Raw genomic sequence first — 17,652 nt, forward strand, 5'->3', positions numbered from 1 at the left:
CTTACATCCAATAAGGTCTGCCCGTCTGCCGCCTTTTTTATGGGCTTCTGCATCTGCATGATTTGTTTCTTCCCAGTCTTTTTGATCTTGGGCTGCTCCTGCTTTTCATCTGAAATCTGCTCTCTGGCAGTTTCCATGAGCACTTCCGTCTTCAGAAGTTTGTCAGCCTCTGTTGTTGTTTCTGTCACAGCTTCTGCTGTACTACCGGACTCCTGGTCCTCTGCAAAAACAGTTCCCTGTACTGCCGCCACAGCTAACACTGCGGCCAATATCCAAATGCGTCTTTTCTTCTTCATCTCTGTATTCCCCCTGATTTTTTACCACTTCGAGTTTTTATATCAGGTGAGACGGTTCCAAAAAAAAGTTAGTCCAATCAGCAGGATTCCTTCTCTTCCAAAAGCATCTCTACAAGATAAGCGGTCTCAGAATCCGGTATCTTCATATGCAGACAGTCCTCCAGAGGCCGAAGGCTCCTTTTTACCGTTTCAAATATATGTTTATATTTCTCCTTTAAAATTTCCGTTTCCTGGTGAGGCAGAACTTCCTCCTGGATCAGGCGCTCCAGCATACAGCACAGATGAATCACATACCGCACAGCCAGTTCTCTTGTCACTTCCATATGTAATGCCCTGACAGATTCCTTTAAGCATTCCATGGCCTGGCCTGCCATTTTTTTAGGATTCAGAAAATATAAAAGCTGTTCCAGAGTTCCGGTCAAAAGCTTTTCATCCATGACTGCTTCATCTTTTGTCTCACAGACAGTTTCAGCCTGTCCCTGTATCATCTCGCTGAGCCTTGCCATTCCGTCTCCTACAACGAACTCGTCCACGGAGATAAACGGGACATTGGGAAGTTTCAAATCAACCGTACCGACCACTGCATCTGCCCCGGACAGATCTTCCTGCCCTTCTGCTTCCTTTACCGCATCCATCCCTTCAAAATCCATACAGCGGATCTTAAACCGGCTCTGCTGCTCTGCCGGGATCATATCCCTGATAATTTCGGAAAGCTTCAATGCCGTTCCCTGCCCTGTAAAACATGTGACCAGGATTGTATGGATACTTTGTTCTCCATGCTTTTGGTCAAACACTTTTCCGATCTGTCTCATCTCCTTCGCAAGCCGGTCGATGTCCGCACCCCTGAGCATCGCTTTTCTTACCGCCTCAATGACCATGATGGTGGACACCATGGGAACTGTTTTCACAGGGATTCCGGTCCGTTTCTCGATCATTTCCGGGAACATGAGAAGGGAGCCCATATCTGCAAGCACAAGCACTCCTCTGCCTTCATCTGTTTCTTTTGCCAACACCACCGCCTTTTCCAGTACCTCCTCCGCAGGCACATCCAGAGGCATGTCGATGGCATGGCAGTGTCCAGTCTTTAAAAGCTTATTTGCTACCTCTGCCATACTGCTGGCTGTGCTCTCCCCATGGGCCATGACGATGACCGCTATTTTCGGATAGATCGCCTCCTCATCCATGGCACACAGAAACATGGTAAAATATCCGATCTCCTGCTTTGGAACCTGTATCCCGAGTTCTTCTTCCAGGAGCCTTAACATGACCTTTGCTGTCTGAAATTCCTGGGGATGATTCAGGACAATGTCATTTAATTCTTTTTCCTTAAGCATGATCCCTTTGGAAATCCTCTCGGTCATGGCATTGACATGCATGGCAATTCCGACCTTGATCCGCTCCGGCATCTTCCTTCCAAGTTTTATCTCCGCAAACTGCAGGATGTCCTCCACCGCGTAATACACTTTTGCGTCAATAATCTTGAGAAGATTTTTCTTTTCATAGTGTTCCTTCTTCATATCATACTTTTTGAGCAGCGCATTCATATACTGCTCCAGATCATCCTCGATGATATCGCTGATCTCACCGCCGGATCTTCCCTGCTCCAGGAATTTTTCGTACTTTTTGGAAATCTCCATGTATAGATTCTCGGTTCCCGGCTCACCGTCAGCCTCGCTGTCCAGAAACATATGATAATCTTCGGAGTACTGCAAAAATTCGATCAGATCGCTCTTTTTCTTTGAAGATTCCAGGCGTCCGTTCTGTATATAGGACGGCAGGATTTCAAAGTTGATCTCCACCACTTCCTTCTGTTCTACCTTGAATTCCAGAAATGCTCTGGCGCATAAGAGCTGGATATCGGCAGAAAGCTGCCCGATGTTCCCCGGACAGGAATACAAAAGAAGGGCAATGACCACATCTTTATATACCTGGATGGGCGCCCCGATCTTTTTCTGTTCTGCCGAAAAAAACTCCTCAATCAGCCGAAGCCGCTCGATGAGCGGCCGCTTTTCCAGCGATGGCAGATGAATGACCACCGGCATTCTCCGAAGGAAGGTCTTAAGGAGGGTCGTATTCAGATTTTCCGTCGTAGCGCCGATGATCAGGACACTCGCCTTTCTCACTTCCTCTGTCTCGCCGAGCCTCCGGTAGCATCCCTTATCCATGAGGAGAAACAGCATTTCCTGTCCATAGGGAGGCAGGCGGTGGATCTCATCCAGAAACAAAATGCCTCCGTCTGCCTTTTCCACCAGTCCGGGTTTGTCCTTTTCAGCTCCGGTAAAAGCGCCTTTTTTGTGGCCAAACAGCTGGGAAAGAATCAGTTCCTGATTCTGGGCATACTCCGCGCAGTTAAAGACAATAAATCCGGCATCTTCCTTCATCACCTTCATGGCTTTGGCATACTGGTACAGTTTCTCCGCAAATGTAGTCTTACCTGTTCCAGTCGGACCTGCCAGCAGCGTGTGCAGACCATTGGGCGGATACAGCACCGCAGACTTCCCCTGTTGAATCTGCGTTTTCAGCGATCCGTCCTCCCCGATCATAAAAGCAAATTCTTTCGATTCCCTCTTCTCAGGCTCCGGTTTCCGGTAAAATTCTGCGGGAACAAATTTGACCGGTCTTCCGTCCAGCTTCACTGTCAATCCCTCCCGCGCAAGTTCGTTCAGATCTCTGCTCACATTGCTCCGGTCGAGTCCCAGCCTTTCTGCAATATAGCCTGAGTCCGCCTCCGGCTCAAAGCCGCTGTCTGTCTGTATTCTTGCATATTCTGATAAATACTGAAATATTTTCTCCTTCCGGTTCATACGCTCTCTCCCTGCTCTCTCTTTGGCGTCCTGGTTTTCTTATGACTATTGTACCGAATGAAGTACATAAACTCAAGAAAGGGCTTCTTCCATTATCTCCCGTCAGTCAAATACTATAATTCCTTTTACATATTCTTCAGGATTATTTTCAAGCAGTTCAAATCCCCGGGAAATCTCCTCAAACGGAATTCTGTGGGTGATCAGCCGGTCCGTGGGGAAGATTCCTTTTTTGTAGGCACTCACTGCTTTTTCCAGTGTGTCCATATAGTCTTCGCAGTACCACGGATGTACCACATGGAGGATCGGAGAGCGATACATCATATGATAGGCCATTTTCTGCGTAAACACTTCATTCCTCGTATACATAGACGGGAGAAGGATCTTTCCTCTTCCGCTGATCCTGGAAATAGACAGGGCAGAAGCCAGTCCTCTTAGACTTCCTGTGATTTCCACGATGACGTCAAATCCCTTTCCTCTTGTAATCTTCATCATGGTTTCCTCTAAAGACTCTTTTGCCGGATTCACCGTATGGTCCGCTCCATATTCTCCTGCCACAGCCAGCCGTCCGTCCATCAGATCAACAGCCGTTAGACTTCCCAGACGGTCATTCTTCAGTCCGGCGATGGTCAAAAGGCCCATGAACCCGCATCCGATCACCGCCACATGGTCACCGAATGCCGGTTTGGCAGCCTGAACGATATTTGCCACACACATCATCGGCTCTCCAAGACAACATTCAAAAGGTTTATCCATTTCCGGCACTCTGATGATTCTCTCCTCCTCCCTGATGATCTTGTGTGTCGCCATACACTCTGATGTCACTCCAGTCACCTGGTCGCCCGGTTTGAATTTTGTCACAGCATTTCCCACGGCTTCCACCACAGCGGTCGGTTCGTGGCCGATTCCTATAGGATAATGAGGTTTAACCACATCTTCATATCCAAGAGGATTTCTTCCCATGGCGCTGGTGCCCATATACGCTGGAATGTCAGAATGACAAAGTCCCGCGCTGACCATTTTGAGCAGTATTTCGTCTGATTTCAGCTCCGGCAGGTCTTCTTCAAAAAACTCAAATGTTTTTGGTCCGGTCAGCTTTGCAATCCTGCGTTTCATCTCTCCACCCGCTTTCTCTCTATGGCTTTTCTAACTTTCTGAGCGATATCATCTGCCGTGAGGCCAAACCGTTTTTTCAGATACTCCATATCTCCCACTTCACCGAACTCATCTTTTATTCCCACGGCCTCCACCGGGACAGGATTTGTCTTTGCCAGCACCTCACAAACTGCACCATACAGTCCTCCGTGGATATTATGGTTTTCCGCCGTCACGACAGCCTTCGTCTCCTGTGCACAGCGCACTGTCAGTCCACAGTCCAGCGGTTTAATCGTAAACATATCCACGACTCTTATGGAAATACCCTCCTTCTCTAATATGTGGGCTGCTTTCAGCGCTTCTGCCACCATGATGCCGCTGGCGATTACAGATGCATCCGTTCCGTCTTTCACGATATTTCCTTTTCCTATTTCAAACTCGGAACCTTGTTCATAAATCCTGGGTACATTTTTTCTCGCACAGCGTATGTAGCACATTCCTTTCTTCTCTGCCAGCTGCTTTACCAGATCTTTTAACATCACATGATCCGTCGGCTCAACAATGGTCATCCCGGGAAATGCCCTTAAAACTGCCACATCTTCAAAAGGCATGTGAGTTCCGCCATTGTATGCTGCCATGATCCCCGGATCAGATCCCACAAGTTTTACATTGGCACCCGCATAACATCCGGAAATAAAAATCTGATCATTGGCCCTCCTGGAAATAAACGGCGCAAAAGAATGGGCAAACGGGATTTTCCCGGCAAAAGACAGGCCGCAGGCAACCCCTGTCATGTTTGCCTCCTGAATTCCGCAGTCAATGATCTGTCCCGGAACTTCCTCTGCCAGTTCATTCATCTGGTTTCCCATCAGGCAGAATCCCAGGTCCGCCTCCAGCTCCACAATGTCCCGGTTTTCTTTCATCAGTTCCATCATGGTCTCTGAGTAGACCTCCGCCATGGATCTCTCTCCGTTTTCATGTGTATTGGATATTACTACGCTCATATTCTCCCTCCTTACGCCATTAAGGCTTCGATCGCTTCTTTGGCCTGCTCTCCGGTCACATTGATATGATGATTCCATATAGTTTCCGCAAACTTACATCCTTTTCCTTTCAGTGTATCAAGAATCACCGCTGTGGGCCGCTCCTGTTCCTGTATAGCCTGGCCAACCGCATCGTCTATGGCTCTGCAGTCATGTCCGTTTACCCGGACTGTATGCCAGCCGAAACTTTTGAATTTCTCTTCAAAATCCTCCATGTCACAGATTTTTTCTGTGTCATTGTCCAGCTGTTTTTTATTGTTATCCACAAACAGAGTCAGGTTCCCCAGACGGTTCTGTGCCGCAAACATTGCAGCCTCCCAGTTCTGTCCTTCCTGGCTCTCGCCGTCGCCGATGATACAGTAGACCCGTTCTTTCCTTTCGTCCAGTTTCTTTGCCAAAGCCACGCCGCAGGCTGCTGAGAGCCCCTGTCCCAGAGAACCGGTCGTCACATCGATCCCCGGTGTCTTTCCCGCGTCGCAGTGGCTCGGCAGCCTTGTGCCCGGCTGGTTCAGCGTACACAGCCACTCCTTCGGGAAGAATCCCTTTAATGCCAGTGCCGCATACACCGCCGGCCCTGCATGTCCTTTGGAACATACCAGCCAGTCCCTCTCTTCAAAGGAAGGGTCCTCAGGACAAACCTTCATCCGTTTCCCGTATAACACACTCAGCAGATCGCAGATACTCATAGCCCCTCCCATGTGTCCGAACCCTCTCTCTGCCATCTGCCGTATTGTCCAGATCCTGATTTCCTGCGCAAAATCAGTAAGTTCTCTTAACTCCTGCTCTGTTACCATACACGTACCTCCTTTTTGTTCCGTTGATATGACAAAATAGAAAGCAAAAACCATGCCAACATAGTGTGTTAATGGGAAAATCTCTCTGTAAGTGGTATCATTATAAAAATTGAGCAAAAAACAACTTAACTCCCATTACATAAGTTGTTTTTTGCTCAATTTTTTAACTTCTATTCCTATGAATAAAGGTGCTTTAAAGCCTTATTTTATCAGGTTTTTTTCAAAATTATTTGCTGCAGGAAAAATGCTCTTGTTCAGCATCATATGGAATACCGCTTTATAATGTTCTTTTTGTATCGCTGTTATAATCTGTATATCTTGAAAATTCTCAGGAATCTCTTCGACAATCCTATCAATTTCTCTTACATCCAAATGCTTTACAAACCTTAATAATGCAGCTGTACAGTCAGGATTTTCAGCGCTTTCGATATACTGAAATGGATGAATATTTTTATCGTTTTTATCTGTAAAATAAGAAACACCGGTACCAAGGGCATCCTGATAGATATCTCTTTCATTTGCAATTCTCCTTTCTGCCACAGAAGGATTGCATTTATTAAACAGACAATTTCCATTGTCATAAACAGGTGCCAATTTTCCTGTTCCGTCTGCATTAATAAAAATGCCCCAGTTTCCGTTATCGCGGTCATTATTCCGAATAAAGGCATCTGCAATAAACATATCCCAAAATCTTTCTTTCACCCCAGGAGTCTTTTGAAAAACCGGCGCTGTGGAAATAACATTCAGTACATCCATCAAAGCTTCTCTCTGCTGGCCTGATGAACTATGCACCGATTCTATCTCTGTGTCTGTCAATGAGTTTTTTATCTGTCCATATTCTACCAGCCTGTGTAAAGGATCAAAATCTTTACATGCCACAACTAATTTGTTATCTCTTATTCCTAACATTGTCTCATGCACAGGAATACCTAATGATTGGTAAATCTGAGAACCAATATTCACTCAATGGACTGGCTGTATAGGATGGAAAGTGGGCGTTCTTTTTTTGTCTTCCCATAAAATCCTTTGTACTCTCTGGGAACTTTATCATCCATCGTTCTCCGTCAATTATAATCGCATATTTAGACCCACTTCTCCCTCCATAATAAGTAGAAAAATCACGCTCGTATTTATTTAGATCTTTTATATCAATCATTCTTTCCCTTTCCATATCCTTTTGTCCAATTTTTTGCAGCCATTATACCAGAGCTTCTATACTGTATAGTATGCCACGTAAATACGTGGTTATCAATTCATTTTTCTCTCCCCAATCATCAACGCAGGCAGTATATAAATTGCCGACATAAAGACCCCTCTCATGACAAAGATCATATCGTGCATATGACTTTCCAGGTTCTCCAGATAATAATTCGGGAACATTCCCGCCAGCACGCTGGTCTCGTCGAGCATCAGCACAGAAGATATGACTGCTTCCAGCAGAAGGAACAAAAGGCTCATCCCCAGTCCCAATCCCCCGTTTTTAAAAGAAAAGCACAAAAGCCCGAAGACTGCCGCATAGACACTCATCAGCAGGAATTCAAAGAGCAGTTCCAGGATGAACATCCACACATCCGGCTTTCCAAGCCCAAAGTTAAGCGTCAGCCCTATGACATAGAGCGCTGTCTGAAACAGCAAAAGCCTTGCCATCGTATTTTCTACTTTTATGTATTTCCAGAAAAATGAGGACGGCTCCCTCCGCCTCATCACATCTGCTGTATAAACTGCCACGCATAGTTCCAGGATTCCGGAGGACATGGAGGTGAGATGGACCGCATTGATCCCTTTTGGAAGAAATCCGTAAAGAGCTTCCAGACTCAGCTGGTATCCCTTTGGAGAAGGCCCGGTGCTCAGGTACGAGAGCACTGCCATGTCCATGACCGCATAGCAGGACAGAGCCGTGACACAGGCCACGAGAATCTTCCCGCTGTGATATTGAAAATCTCTTCCCTCCGAATAGACTTTAAAGCAGGCCACAAGGATACCGGCCAGTGCCGCACACGGTGCCGCGATGGAAAAATTGATTTCCTGAAGGAATAGAGATACGAACTCATCTTCCATCATCATCTTGACTGCTGTGTAGACAAGGTATCCGGCGCAGATATCGTTTAGGACCGGAAACTCTTCCATCCACTCTGCAATGGTTCCGCTGAACCAGAGAAGCAGCGGCACACAAAATGCCAGGCCGCCGAAGATCAGCAGAAATTCTCTCATATGCAGACCGCCGCCGTCCGCAGACACGACTCCGAGGATAGCCAGCACGTTGTCAAAACTCATACTCACATCTGCTGCCACGATCGAAATGATTGCAAACCAGAAGCTGTCCTTCCGTCCTGTCTGTTCACGCTTTTCACTTCCCGTTCCGCTTTCCATCATCATCGTGAAAGTGACATATAAAAGCATCACACCTCCCAGTATTCTGATGTGAAGCCATGGAATCCTGAACAAAAATCCGATGATCCCCACAAAGATCATCTTAAGAAAGATAGACAGCCAGACGCCCAGATCTCGGGCCGCTTTGGCCCGGCGCTTTGAAAGCCCCCTGGTTGCCATGGCGATGACGCCGATATTATCCAGAGACACGACAAGGTTGATAAAAACAATCTGAAGAAGCGTACCCAAAAGGCCTTCCCCCTGTGCAAACTTTATTATTTACCATATATATGCAAAAAGCCGCCCATTCATTTCTGAATGTACGGCTTTTTTAACTATTAATCTCTTACTTTGATGTGTGTCTCTCTTAACTGAAGCTCTGACACTTCTCCAGGAGCCCCGCACATAAGATCCTGTGCAGTTCCGCTCATAGGGAAGGCGATTACTTCGCGGATATTTTCTTCATTTCTAAGGAGCATGATCATACGGTCGATTCCCGGCGCCATTCCTGCATGAGGAGGGGCACCGAACTGGAATGCGTTATATAGCGCTCCAAATTTTTCTTTTAATGTCTCTTCGTCGTATCCTGCGACTTCAAATGCCTTGACCATGACGTCCAGATCATGGTTTCTCACCGCACCGGAGGAAAGTTCCACTCCGTTGCAGACGATATCGTACTGGTATGCGAGGATATCCAGAGGATCTTTTTCATTCAGCGCTTTCAGTCCTCCCTGTGGCATGGAGAACGGGTTGTGTGTAAAGGTCACCTGACCTGTCTCCTCGTCTGTCTCATACATCGGGAAATCGTTGATGTAGCAGAAACGATAGGCATTTTTTTCACAGAGATCCAGGCGCGCGGCAAGTTCGTCCCTGATCTGTCCCGCAAACAGACAGGCAGGTTTTTCACTGGCTGCGATAAAGAAGATCACGTCCCCAGCCTCAAGATGTGCTTTCTCGGCAAGCTCACTCTTCATATCTTCCGGGATAAACTTGTCGATCGGTCCCTTGTAGGACATATCTTCTTTTACTTCCAGATATCCGAGTCCGGCCATGCCGATGGACTGTGCAAATTTAAGAAGCTTTTCATGGAATCCTTTTGAGAGATTTGCGTGAACTTTCACGGCCCTTACCGTCTTGTCATGAAACGGCTTGAAGGTACATCTCTGGAAAAAGTCTGTCACGTCCACGATCCTTAAAGGATTCCTTAAATCCGGTTTGTCCGTTCCGAATTCCAGCATTGCCTGCTGATAACTGATCACCGGGAATGGCGTGTCTGTCACAACAGACCCTTCCGGCGCAAATTTCTTAAAAGTCTCTGCCAGCACTTCCTCACCGATTTTAAAGACATCTTCCTGTGTGGCAAAACTCATTTCAAAGTCCAGCTGATAAAACTCTCCCGGAGAACGGTCGGCGCGGGCGTCCTCATCTCTGAAACAAGGCGCAACCTGATAGTATTTGTCGATGCCGGATACCATCAAAAGCTGTTTGTACTGCTGCGGAGCCTGAGGGAGGGCATAAAACTTCCCTTTGTATTTTCTGGACGGCACGATATAGTCTCTCGCCCCTTCCGGTGAAGATGCGCAGAGGATCGGTGTCTGAATCTCCATAAATCCAAGGTCATCCATCTTTCTTCTCAGGAAACTGATGACTTCGGAGCGGAATTTGATATTGTCCTTTACTTTGCGGTTTCTCAAATCCAAATACCGATATTTTAAGCGGACATCCTCACGGATCTCTTTGGAACCTGATACTTCAAACGGAAGGTCAGTATATACCTTGCCGAGCACTGTAATCTTATGGGCTTCCAGTTCGATGGTTCCCGTAGGAATTTTCGGATTGTAAGTCTCTTCGTCCCTGTGCTCAATGATCCCTTCGATGGAAAGGCATTCTTCTTTTCTCACTTCATTTAAAAGACTTGCATCCCTTAACACGACCTGCATGACGCCGTACATATCTCTTAAATCAATAAATGAAACTCCGCCGTGGTCTCGGATATTTTCCACCCACCCGGCAATCTTTAACTGGGACCCGATATCACTCTCAGAAATCTTATCCATAGTCTTGCTGCGGTACATATCTGACATTTCTTTTTCTCCTTTTACTTTCATCGTGATAAACTTTTTTGTAATAAAAAAAGTCGTCTATCCTAAAAAATCATTCAGGACGGACAACTGTACAAGTTCCGCGGTACCACCTGATTTGCTGCCCTGCAGCCTCTCTGGTATGCTGAATAACGCACAGCCTGCGGCGCACCTACTAATCCTTAGGATGTTCAGATTACAGCTCCTGAGTGTTCTTCACATAAATTCACTCTGCGGAGTTCCCACTGTCTCCCGCTCACTGGAAGCGATAATTTATGCTACTTTTCTCAATCTACGCTTTTTGGATCATTATAGTTCAGTTTTGTCTGTCTTGTCAATTTATTTTTCTCTTTTTCTATATTTCCTCTCTTGTGATTGACTGATTTACACAAAAAATACTATAATAATAAAGTACTATATAGTAAATCCGCCTGACAGGAATATACATATGAATTCTAATAATTTTACTTCGGAAACGAGTATTTATATCATTGACGATCATTACAGGATCGTGCATTTCAACAGGGAGCTTCAGCAGGTCTTTCCACAGATCTGCTGCGGCGATATATGCTATGAAGTCTTCTGCGGGGAGAAAGCACCGTGCGGCGGCTGTCCTCTTCATGTATCTGAGAATGAAAGCACGCTCTTTTATAATAAGAAGATTCATCAGTGGATCGATGTGAGCACCGGCACGATAGACTGGCCGGGGAAAGGGCTCTGTCACGTTGTCCTGTCCAAAGCCATCTATGAGGGCAATAAAAATTTATTTTATAACCTCACGAATCTCTCTGCCTATGACGAATTATTTGAACTGAATCTCACAAAAGATTCCTTCAAAGTTTTATTTCATCTTTCTGACAAATATATTATTCCCTCAGAAGAGGGATCTTTATCCACGATGATGGCAGAAGTTATATCCCGGGAATTAGTTCATCCCGATGATATTGCGGACTATCTTGACTTCTGGAATCTGGATACGATCATGGAACGGCTCAGCAGCGCGTCTCCGTCTCCGTTTCTTTTAGGCCAGTTCCGGAAAGCAAAAAAAGACGGCAGCTACTGCTGGGTTGCCCAGACTGCCGTGGCTGTCCGCCAGAGCAGAGATGATGACCAGATCATTATGTGTTTTGTTCAGGACATTCATGAGCAGAAGGAAAAAAGCCTGGAAATCAAGGAACATAAGCCGCTTCCTTCCACTTCTATTGACCCTCTGACAGGACTTTACCGAAAAAATATATTCGTTCAGAAAGCAGTCCGGCTGCTGCAGACATCAGGAACACATGAGCACTGTCTCATGGTCATTGACATAGAACATTTCAAGCTTTTCAATGAATGGTACGGACAGGAGGCGGGTGACCAGTTTCTCATAGACATCAGCCTCCATCTGAAAAAGGCACAGGAGGAGCACGAAGGGATCGCCGGCTATATGGGAGACGATGATTTCTGTATTATTCTCCCCAACGATCAGGCAGTTATTTCTTCTCTCCAGCAAAAGATCATGGGTTATATCAGGCACTATCAGGGCAATGTAGGGTTTCTGCCTGCCTTTGGTTTATATATGATCGAAGACTGCGGCGTACCCATTCAGACCATGTATGACCGTGCAGCCATTGCCATGTCTTCTGTCAAAGGAAATTACACAAAGAGGTCCTGTATTTATGGCAGCGGCATGATGCAGAAAATGAAGAATAACCATATTCTCCTGTCGGAAGTCCAGCATGCCCTGGAACAGGAAGAATTTACGTTTTATGCTCAGCCGAAGTGCAACATGGCTACCGGAAAGATCATCGGTCTGGAATCTCTGGTCCGCTGGAATCACCCAAAACGCGGCATGATATCTCCGGGAGAATTTATCCCGCTTCTGGAAAGCAACGGATTTATTACAAATCTGGATCTTTATGTGTGGGACAGGGTGTGCCGTTCGGTCAGAGACTGGATTGACCGGGGCCACAGAGCCATTCCGATCTCTGTCAATGTTTCCAGGGTAGATGTTTATTCACTGGACATCGTACAGACTTTTAAGGATCTTACAGAAAAATACCGTCTGGAACCGCATCTGATCGAGATCGAAATTACAGAGAGCGCTTATACGGAAGAATACGAGCTCATCAACGATACGATTGAAAAACTCAGAGCCTCTGGATTTACTGTCCTGATGGATGACTTCGGAAGCGGTTACTCTTCCCTGAACATGCTGAAAGACGTCAACGTAGATGTCTTAAAAATTGATATGAAATTTTTGGAGATGGATGAACAGAGCGCTGAAAAAGGATACGGCATTTTGGAAGCCATTATCAGCATGGCCCGTTTCATGGGTATGAAAATCATAGCCGAAGGCGTTGAGACAAAGGAACAGATGGATTATCTTTTAAATATGGGCTGTACCTATGGACAGGGCTACTACTTCTACCATCCTATGCCCATCAGCGTGTTTGAGCCTTTACTGGCCGATAAGAACAATCTCGATCTCAGAGGCATCAAGGCACGCCAGCTGGAACGTCTCCATATTAAAGAGCTGCTAAATGAGAATATTGTCAGTGAGGCAATGCTGAATAATATTATGGGCGGTGTAGCTTTTTATAAAATCCATGGACGTGAAATCGAACTTGTGCGCTGTAATGAACAATATTTTAAAGTTACGGGTTCCAATGCCGTTGATCTGGAAGAACAGCGCAGAATCATCCTGGAAAATATTTATGAAGAAGATCATCAGACAGTCTTTGATTTATTCGACAGCGCTGACCGCAGTATTTTAAACGGAGCCGAAGCGGACGTCCGGCGTCTTAAAGATGACGGGAGCACCATCTGGATTCATATGCATGTGTACCTTCTGAAGAAACAGGGAGGGGATAAACTCTACTATGGTTCCATCAGTGACGTGACTGAGCAGAAACAGAGAGAACAGAGGCTGAATGCATCCCAGCGGGCTCTGTCTGCTGTTGTCCATATCTCGGAAAAAGATCCGTCCTTTATGAAACTTACGGAAGAAAACCGCAGGACTGCTGCCTCCATCTTCGCCCAGATGTCGCCGGGAGGAATGATCGGCGGCTACTGTGAAGACGGTTTCCCTCTCTATTTCGCCAACCATGAAATGGTCCGGCTTTTGGGCTACGGTTCCTTTGAAGAATTCGAGCAGGCCATAGACGGCAGAGTCATCAATACCATTCATCCGGATGACAGGGAACAGGTGGCAAAAGATATCGGGCCGGAATACTACGCCGGGCTTGAGTATACGACTACATACCGGATGCCCAAAAAAGACGGTTCCTGGTTCTGGTCCCTGGACAAAGGAAAGGTCATAGAAGCAGAAGACGGCCGCTTTGCTATCGTCAGTGCCTGCACTGATATTTCTGAACCGATGAGCGTCCAGCAGCAGCTGGCGGAGCGCAATGCCATACTGATGCGTAAATCCCAGGAGCTGGCATTCCTGAACAATGATATGCCCGGAGGCTATCACCGGTGTGAAGACACTCCGGATTATGATTTTCTCTATATAAGTGACCGATTCCTCCAGATCTTTGGCTTTACCAGACAGGAGATAAAGGACCGCTTCGGCAATAAGTTTATGAACATGGTCCACCCTGACGACAGACACCTGGTGTCAGCCGGAGTAGAAGAACTTGAGCGGCAGGATGTGATAGTCAATTTTGAATACCGTATGCTCAGCAAAAACGGATACATCTGGGTCATAGATCAAAGCAGGTATATGGAGTATCAGGGCCGGCAGTTTTTACAGGGGATCATCACGGACATTACAGAGACTGTCAATCTCCGAAACCGAATGAGCCATCTGTTTGTCCATCTTCCGGAAAGTATTTTCCTGCTTCGAATAAGAGAAGGCAGAATTGAATTCAGGCTGCTCTCTGAGGGCTTTTTTGCGGAATATGGCTATACGGCAGAATCATTGGACCAGTATGTCAGAACCCGTTTTTACAACGATACCGTGTATCCTGAAAATCTAAGACAGATAAGACAGGACCTTTTAAAAGCTATGAAAAAAATTCAGAATTTAAGGCTTCTGTCAACATACATTTTCCTCAGAAAGAATCATTCGCTATATCACTGGAAGCCAGCCCGATAAACGGAAGTACAGACAGTTTTTCTTACATGTGCATCTGCAGAAGAACAGAATCTTTATGATCATCCAAAAGAGCTGCCGGGACCGGCAGCTCAATTAAATGTGAAACAGAATCATTTTTGGCAGTCTTTGATATGCAGCTGATAGTCACTTGTCATTTTCCCCTGCTCATACATCTCTATTTTATAATCCAGGCGTTCCAGTGTTTCCTGTATATCCTGCATTTTCCGTACCAGACGTTTTCTCTGTTCAATGAGAATCGTTTTCCGGGCATCCATCGTTTCGTCACCCTGACGAAACAGCGCTACGTATTCGATCAGTGCCTCGATCTGCACCCCGGCTTTCCGCATGCACTTCATCAGTTCCACCCACTGGCAGGATGCCTGGTCATAGTCCCGGATGCCGTTCGGCTTCCTCGGGACAGCGGGTATCAGCCCAATCCTTTCATAATATCTCAGCGTATCTGCGGTTATGTCATACTTCTTACTCACTTCTGCGATCGTCAAAATACATTCCTCCATTCAATTCAAAGTCCTGGAAAATGACAGCGGCAGTTCCATCCCATTGTCTTCCAAAAGTGTTTGATCCCTTAATATTTCTCCCGTAGGTCCGTCTGCTGCAAGTCTTCCGTCTGCGATCAGGATAGTCCTCTCACACGTATCATAGATGAAATCCAGGTCATGGGACGCAATGATTTTCGTCCCGGAAAGTCCGTTCAGGAGATGAATCAGGCTGCGCCTGTTTTTCGGGTCCAGAGCCGCCGACGGCTCATCCATAAGGATCACCTCCGGCTCCATGGACAGGATTGATGCGATGGATGCCCTTTTTTTCTCTCCTCCGGACAGCCGGTAGATATGCCTGTCTTTCATCTGCTCCATATGGACACTCTCCAGTGCTCTCATCGTCCTCTCTCTTGTTTCCTCCTCAGAGAGCCCGTAATTGCGCGGCGCAAAAGCCACATCCTCGTATACCGTAGACATAAAAAGCTGGCTTTCCGAGTCCTGAAATACATATCCCATCCTTCTTCGGATATCCGCCAGAGAATCTTTCTCCACACTGACCCCGCCGATTCTCATATCTCCTTCATAATCTGTCAGAAGCCCTACCATGAGTTTGAGCAGTGTAGACTTCCCCGCTCCGTTAGCCCCGATCAGGCCGATGCGCTCTCCCTCCGCTGCCGTAAAGCTTAAATCGGAAAGCACATTTATTCTGCCTGATGAAGCTCTTTTTTCATAAGAAAAAGTGAGACCGTTTACTTCTATTTTGTTCATACTTCCTCCGTATTTTATTTTAGCAGGCTTCCGGCAAGTTTAAAAACAGAAACATACCGCAGCAAGACAACGATACCCAGCCAGCCTGCCAGATAAACGGCACTGCCCGGGTCCATTTTCTGTTTCTTTGACAGATGAAAGCTTCCGTCAAAGCCCCGGAGCAGCATGCTCTCATAGACCGTCTGGGCCCGGTCGATGCTTCTTAACATCAGCTGTCCCAGCAGGGTCCCCCATGCCCGGTAATGGATTCCCTTCTGAGCCGGCGCTCTCAATGAGTACGCCTGGGAGATCCGTTCGGCTTCTTTCAGCAGCACGATCACATACCGATAGATCAGAAGCACCATGGTCACCATGATCTTCGGCACATGCAGGAGACGCAGAGCATAACAGATGCTCTCCATGGACGTTGTCAGGATCAGCAGGTAAGACGCCAGCACCGCAAAAACTCCTTTGAGCATCAGCGTCGCCATGGAGATCATGCCGCCAGTTACAGGCAAAGGTCCTGCCCGAAAGAGTACGGCCCGGTCAAAAAACGGATTCGCGATCCCCACCGCACAGACGAGCAGAAGAACCGGACCTAATTTTCTTATGCTTCTGACCACAGAAATGTTTCCTGCCCGCATGATTACTGCGGGATACAGGATCATACAAAAGGTTCCGCTCAGGTCACAGGCCGGAAATAACATGGTAAAAGCGATATACCAGACCGTCACGAGAAGCTTACTCAGAGGATGAATCCTGTTGATCCGCCCCTCTCTTTGGGCCATGGCATCCAGATGGTGTATTTCATGTACTGCCTCATTGATTCTGCTCATGTTTCCCTTTCTTCCTAAACAGGCCGAACAGGTAACAGACGGCTGTGCATAACACGATCACCGCGATTCCTCCGAAGATGCCTGACAGAGAAGTTCCAAGCATCGTCTCCCGATCCGGGATAGAATAATCCGGCAGGAGGGAGGTCAGGCCCTGAATCCTTTCGGCCGCAGCGTGAATCGGACCGGAAGCCGCAAGCTCCGCGGATCCTGTGATTTTTTGTATAGACCATTCAAGCCCGTCCGGATTTGAGGATGCAGCCAGGGATAATGCGCCTCCGATCAGTACAAATGCGCCTGCAAGTGCAAGCAGCACTTTTCGGAAAGAGAGCTTCGGCTTCTTTGCGCCTGCCGCAGATTTCCCGGAGTCTCCGGTCCAGATAAGCTCCGGCCTGGCCTCGTACAGGAAACAGAGCACCGCAGCAGTGATCAGTCCTTCCACCAGTCCGATGGCCAGATGGATCGGCTGCATAGCAGCTGCAAACACTCCAAAAGGCAGCTCTGTAATGCCCGAAGCAAGTGTCTCTGCTGTCACGGAAAGTGCTCCCAGCTGTAAGGTAAGGATACATCCGATAACGGATGCATATGTAATTTTCCTTTTATCCGGTCCGTTTTTCATGAACCGCCTCCAGAGAAGCCCGGCTCCTATAAAACAGCCGTAAAACGCCATGTTCCAAATGTTGCATCCAAGTGCGAGAAGCCCTCCGTCCGCAAAAAGAAGGCACTGGATCAGCAGTACCCCGATCATGGTCAGGAATCCCGCAAATGGTCCCAGTACTGCCGACGCGAGCATTCCTCCGCACAGGTGCCCGGAAGAACCTGTTCCCGGGATCGTAAAATTGATCATCTGTCCTGCGAACACAAAGGCTCCCATGACCCCCATCAGCGGAACTTTTTTCGGGTCATCTTCCTCCTGTACTTTTTTTACCGCCCATCCTGCTGCCGCCGCAGAACAGGCATACATGGTGCCTGCCACCGCAGGGGCCACAAGCGCATCTGCCATATGCATAT

13 protein-coding genes and 1 other annotated feature are annotated in these 17,652 nt (G+C 47.1%); of the genes, 1 reads left to right on the forward strand and 12 read right to left on the reverse strand.

What is annotated here, in order from left to right; translation table 11 throughout:
* The 8 genes from QVP35_RS11860 to aspS all read right to left on the reverse strand — a co-directional run.
* On the reverse strand, window positions 1-296 hold a 296-nt coding region (locus QVP35_RS11860; RefSeq protein ID WP_288187890.1), incomplete at its 3' end, for a hypothetical protein.
* Window positions 297-373: 77 nt separating this feature from the next.
* Window positions 374-3,100 (reverse strand): sigma 54-interacting transcriptional regulator, encoded by a 2,727-nt coding sequence (locus tag QVP35_RS11865; protein ID WP_022261186.1) that lies wholly within the window; start codon window positions 3,098-3,100, stop codon window positions 374-376.
* A 102-nt stretch (window positions 3,101-3,202) separates the two neighbouring features.
* On the reverse strand, window positions 3,203-4,213 hold the full coding sequence (locus QVP35_RS11870) for a zinc-dependent alcohol dehydrogenase (protein ID WP_009289225.1): 1,011 nt from the start codon (window positions 4,211-4,213) through the stop codon (window positions 3,203-3,205).
* Complete coding sequence (locus QVP35_RS11875; RefSeq protein WP_009289226.1) at window positions 4,210-5,196, reverse strand: transketolase family protein; 987 nt, start codon at window positions 5,194-5,196, stop codon at window positions 4,210-4,212. The genes QVP35_RS11870 and QVP35_RS11875 overlap by 4 nt, the downstream gene beginning before the upstream one ends.
* Before the next feature lie 11 nt (window positions 5,197-5,207).
* Window positions 5,208-6,029: a transketolase gene (locus QVP35_RS11880; protein ID WP_009289227.1), complete on the reverse strand. Its 822-nt coding sequence runs from the start codon at window positions 6,027-6,029 to the stop codon at window positions 5,208-5,210.
* A 201-nt stretch (window positions 6,030-6,230) separates the two neighbouring features.
* On the reverse strand, window positions 6,231-6,992 hold the full coding sequence (locus QVP35_RS11885; RefSeq protein WP_009289228.1) for a hypothetical protein: 762 nt from the start codon (window positions 6,990-6,992) through the stop codon (window positions 6,231-6,233).
* Window positions 6,993-7,277: 285 nt separating this feature from the next.
* Entirely contained in the window at window positions 7,278-8,648 is a 1,371-nt protein-coding gene (locus QVP35_RS11890) for a YjbE family putative metal transport protein (RefSeq protein WP_009289229.1), read from the reverse strand.
* Window positions 8,649-8,737: 89 nt separating this feature from the next.
* Window positions 8,738-10,483 carry an aspartate--tRNA ligase gene (gene aspS / locus QVP35_RS11895; protein ID WP_022261188.1) on the reverse strand — a complete coding sequence of 582 codons (1,746 nt, stop codon included), beginning with the start codon at window positions 10,481-10,483 and terminating at the stop codon, window positions 8,738-8,740.
* Window positions 10,484-10,555: 72 nt separating this feature from the next.
* Window positions 10,556-10,784: a binding site (T-box leader), on the reverse strand.
* Between the two features lie 144 nt (window positions 10,785-10,928).
* Between aspS and QVP35_RS11900 the strand changes: the two genes are divergently transcribed.
* The gene (locus tag QVP35_RS11900; protein WP_009289231.1) at window positions 10,929-14,561 is read left to right on the forward strand and encodes an EAL domain-containing protein; all 3,633 of its coding nucleotides are present in this window, start codon (window positions 10,929-10,931) and stop codon (window positions 14,559-14,561) included.
* Window positions 14,562-14,671: 110 nt separating this feature from the next.
* On the opposite strand, the gene QVP35_RS11905 is transcribed toward QVP35_RS11900, so the two are convergent.
* Genes QVP35_RS11905 through QVP35_RS11920 form a run of 4 tightly spaced genes read right to left on the reverse strand, consistent with a single transcriptional unit; the run spans window position 14,672 to window position 17,650 of the window.
* The gene (locus QVP35_RS11905; RefSeq protein ID WP_009289232.1) at window positions 14,672-15,079 is read right to left on the reverse strand and encodes a MerR family transcriptional regulator; all 408 of its coding nucleotides are present in this window, start codon (window positions 15,077-15,079) and stop codon (window positions 14,672-14,674) included.
* Complete coding sequence (locus QVP35_RS11910; RefSeq protein WP_009289233.1) at window positions 15,080-15,829, reverse strand: energy-coupling factor ABC transporter ATP-binding protein; 750 nt, start codon at window positions 15,827-15,829, stop codon at window positions 15,080-15,082.
* 14 nt (window positions 15,830-15,843) lie between these two features.
* On the reverse strand, window positions 15,844-16,644 hold the full coding sequence (gene cbiQ / locus QVP35_RS11915; protein ID WP_009289234.1) for a cobalt ECF transporter T component CbiQ: 801 nt from the start codon (window positions 16,642-16,644) through the stop codon (window positions 15,844-15,846).
* Entirely contained in the window at window positions 16,628-17,650 is a 1,023-nt protein-coding gene (locus QVP35_RS11920) for an energy-coupling factor ABC transporter permease (RefSeq protein WP_009289235.1), read from the reverse strand. Before QVP35_RS11920 ends, cbiQ begins: the two co-directional genes overlap by 17 nt.
* Window positions 17,651-17,652 lie beyond the last annotated feature (2 nt).

Origin of the sequence: Anaerostipes sp. CAG:276, from assembly GCF_000432215.1 — a bacterium.
Lineage (GTDB): Bacteria > Bacillota > Clostridia > Lachnospirales > Lachnospiraceae > Anaerostipes > Anaerostipes caccae.

Excerpts from the sequence above, each read along its gene's own strand:
- QVP35_RS11865 (WP_022261186.1), bottom strand. The coding sequence starts at position 3,100 with ATGAACCGGAAGGAGAAAATATTTCAGTATTTATCAGAATATGCAAGA.
- QVP35_RS11870 (WP_009289225.1), bottom strand. The coding sequence starts at position 4,213 with ATGAAACGCAGGATTGCAAAGCTGACCGGACCAAAAACATTTGAGTTT.
- QVP35_RS11875 (WP_009289226.1), bottom strand. The coding sequence starts at position 5,196 with ATGAGCGTAGTAATATCCAATACACATGAAAACGGAGAGAGATCCATG.
- QVP35_RS11880 (WP_009289227.1), bottom strand. The coding sequence starts at position 6,029 with ATGGTAACAGAGCAGGAGTTAAGAGAACTTACTGATTTTGCGCAGGAA.
- aspS (WP_022261188.1), bottom strand. The coding sequence starts at position 10,483 with ATGTCAGATATGTACCGCAGCAAGACTATGGATAAGATTTCTGAGAGT.
- QVP35_RS11900 (WP_009289231.1), top strand. The coding sequence starts at position 10,929 with ATGAATTCTAATAATTTTACTTCGGAAACGAGTATTTATATCATTGAC.
- QVP35_RS11905 (WP_009289232.1), bottom strand. The coding sequence starts at position 15,079 with ATGGAGGAATGTATTTTGACGATCGCAGAAGTGAGTAAGAAGTATGAC.
- QVP35_RS11910 (WP_009289233.1), bottom strand. The coding sequence starts at position 15,829 with ATGAACAAAATAGAAGTAAACGGTCTCACTTTTTCTTATGAAAAAAGA.
- cbiQ (WP_009289234.1), bottom strand. The coding sequence starts at position 16,644 with ATGAGCAGAATCAATGAGGCAGTACATGAAATACACCATCTGGATGCC.
- QVP35_RS11920 (WP_009289235.1), bottom strand. The coding sequence starts at position 17,650 with ATGCATATGGCAGATGCGCTTGTGGCCCCTGCGGTGGCAGGCACCATG.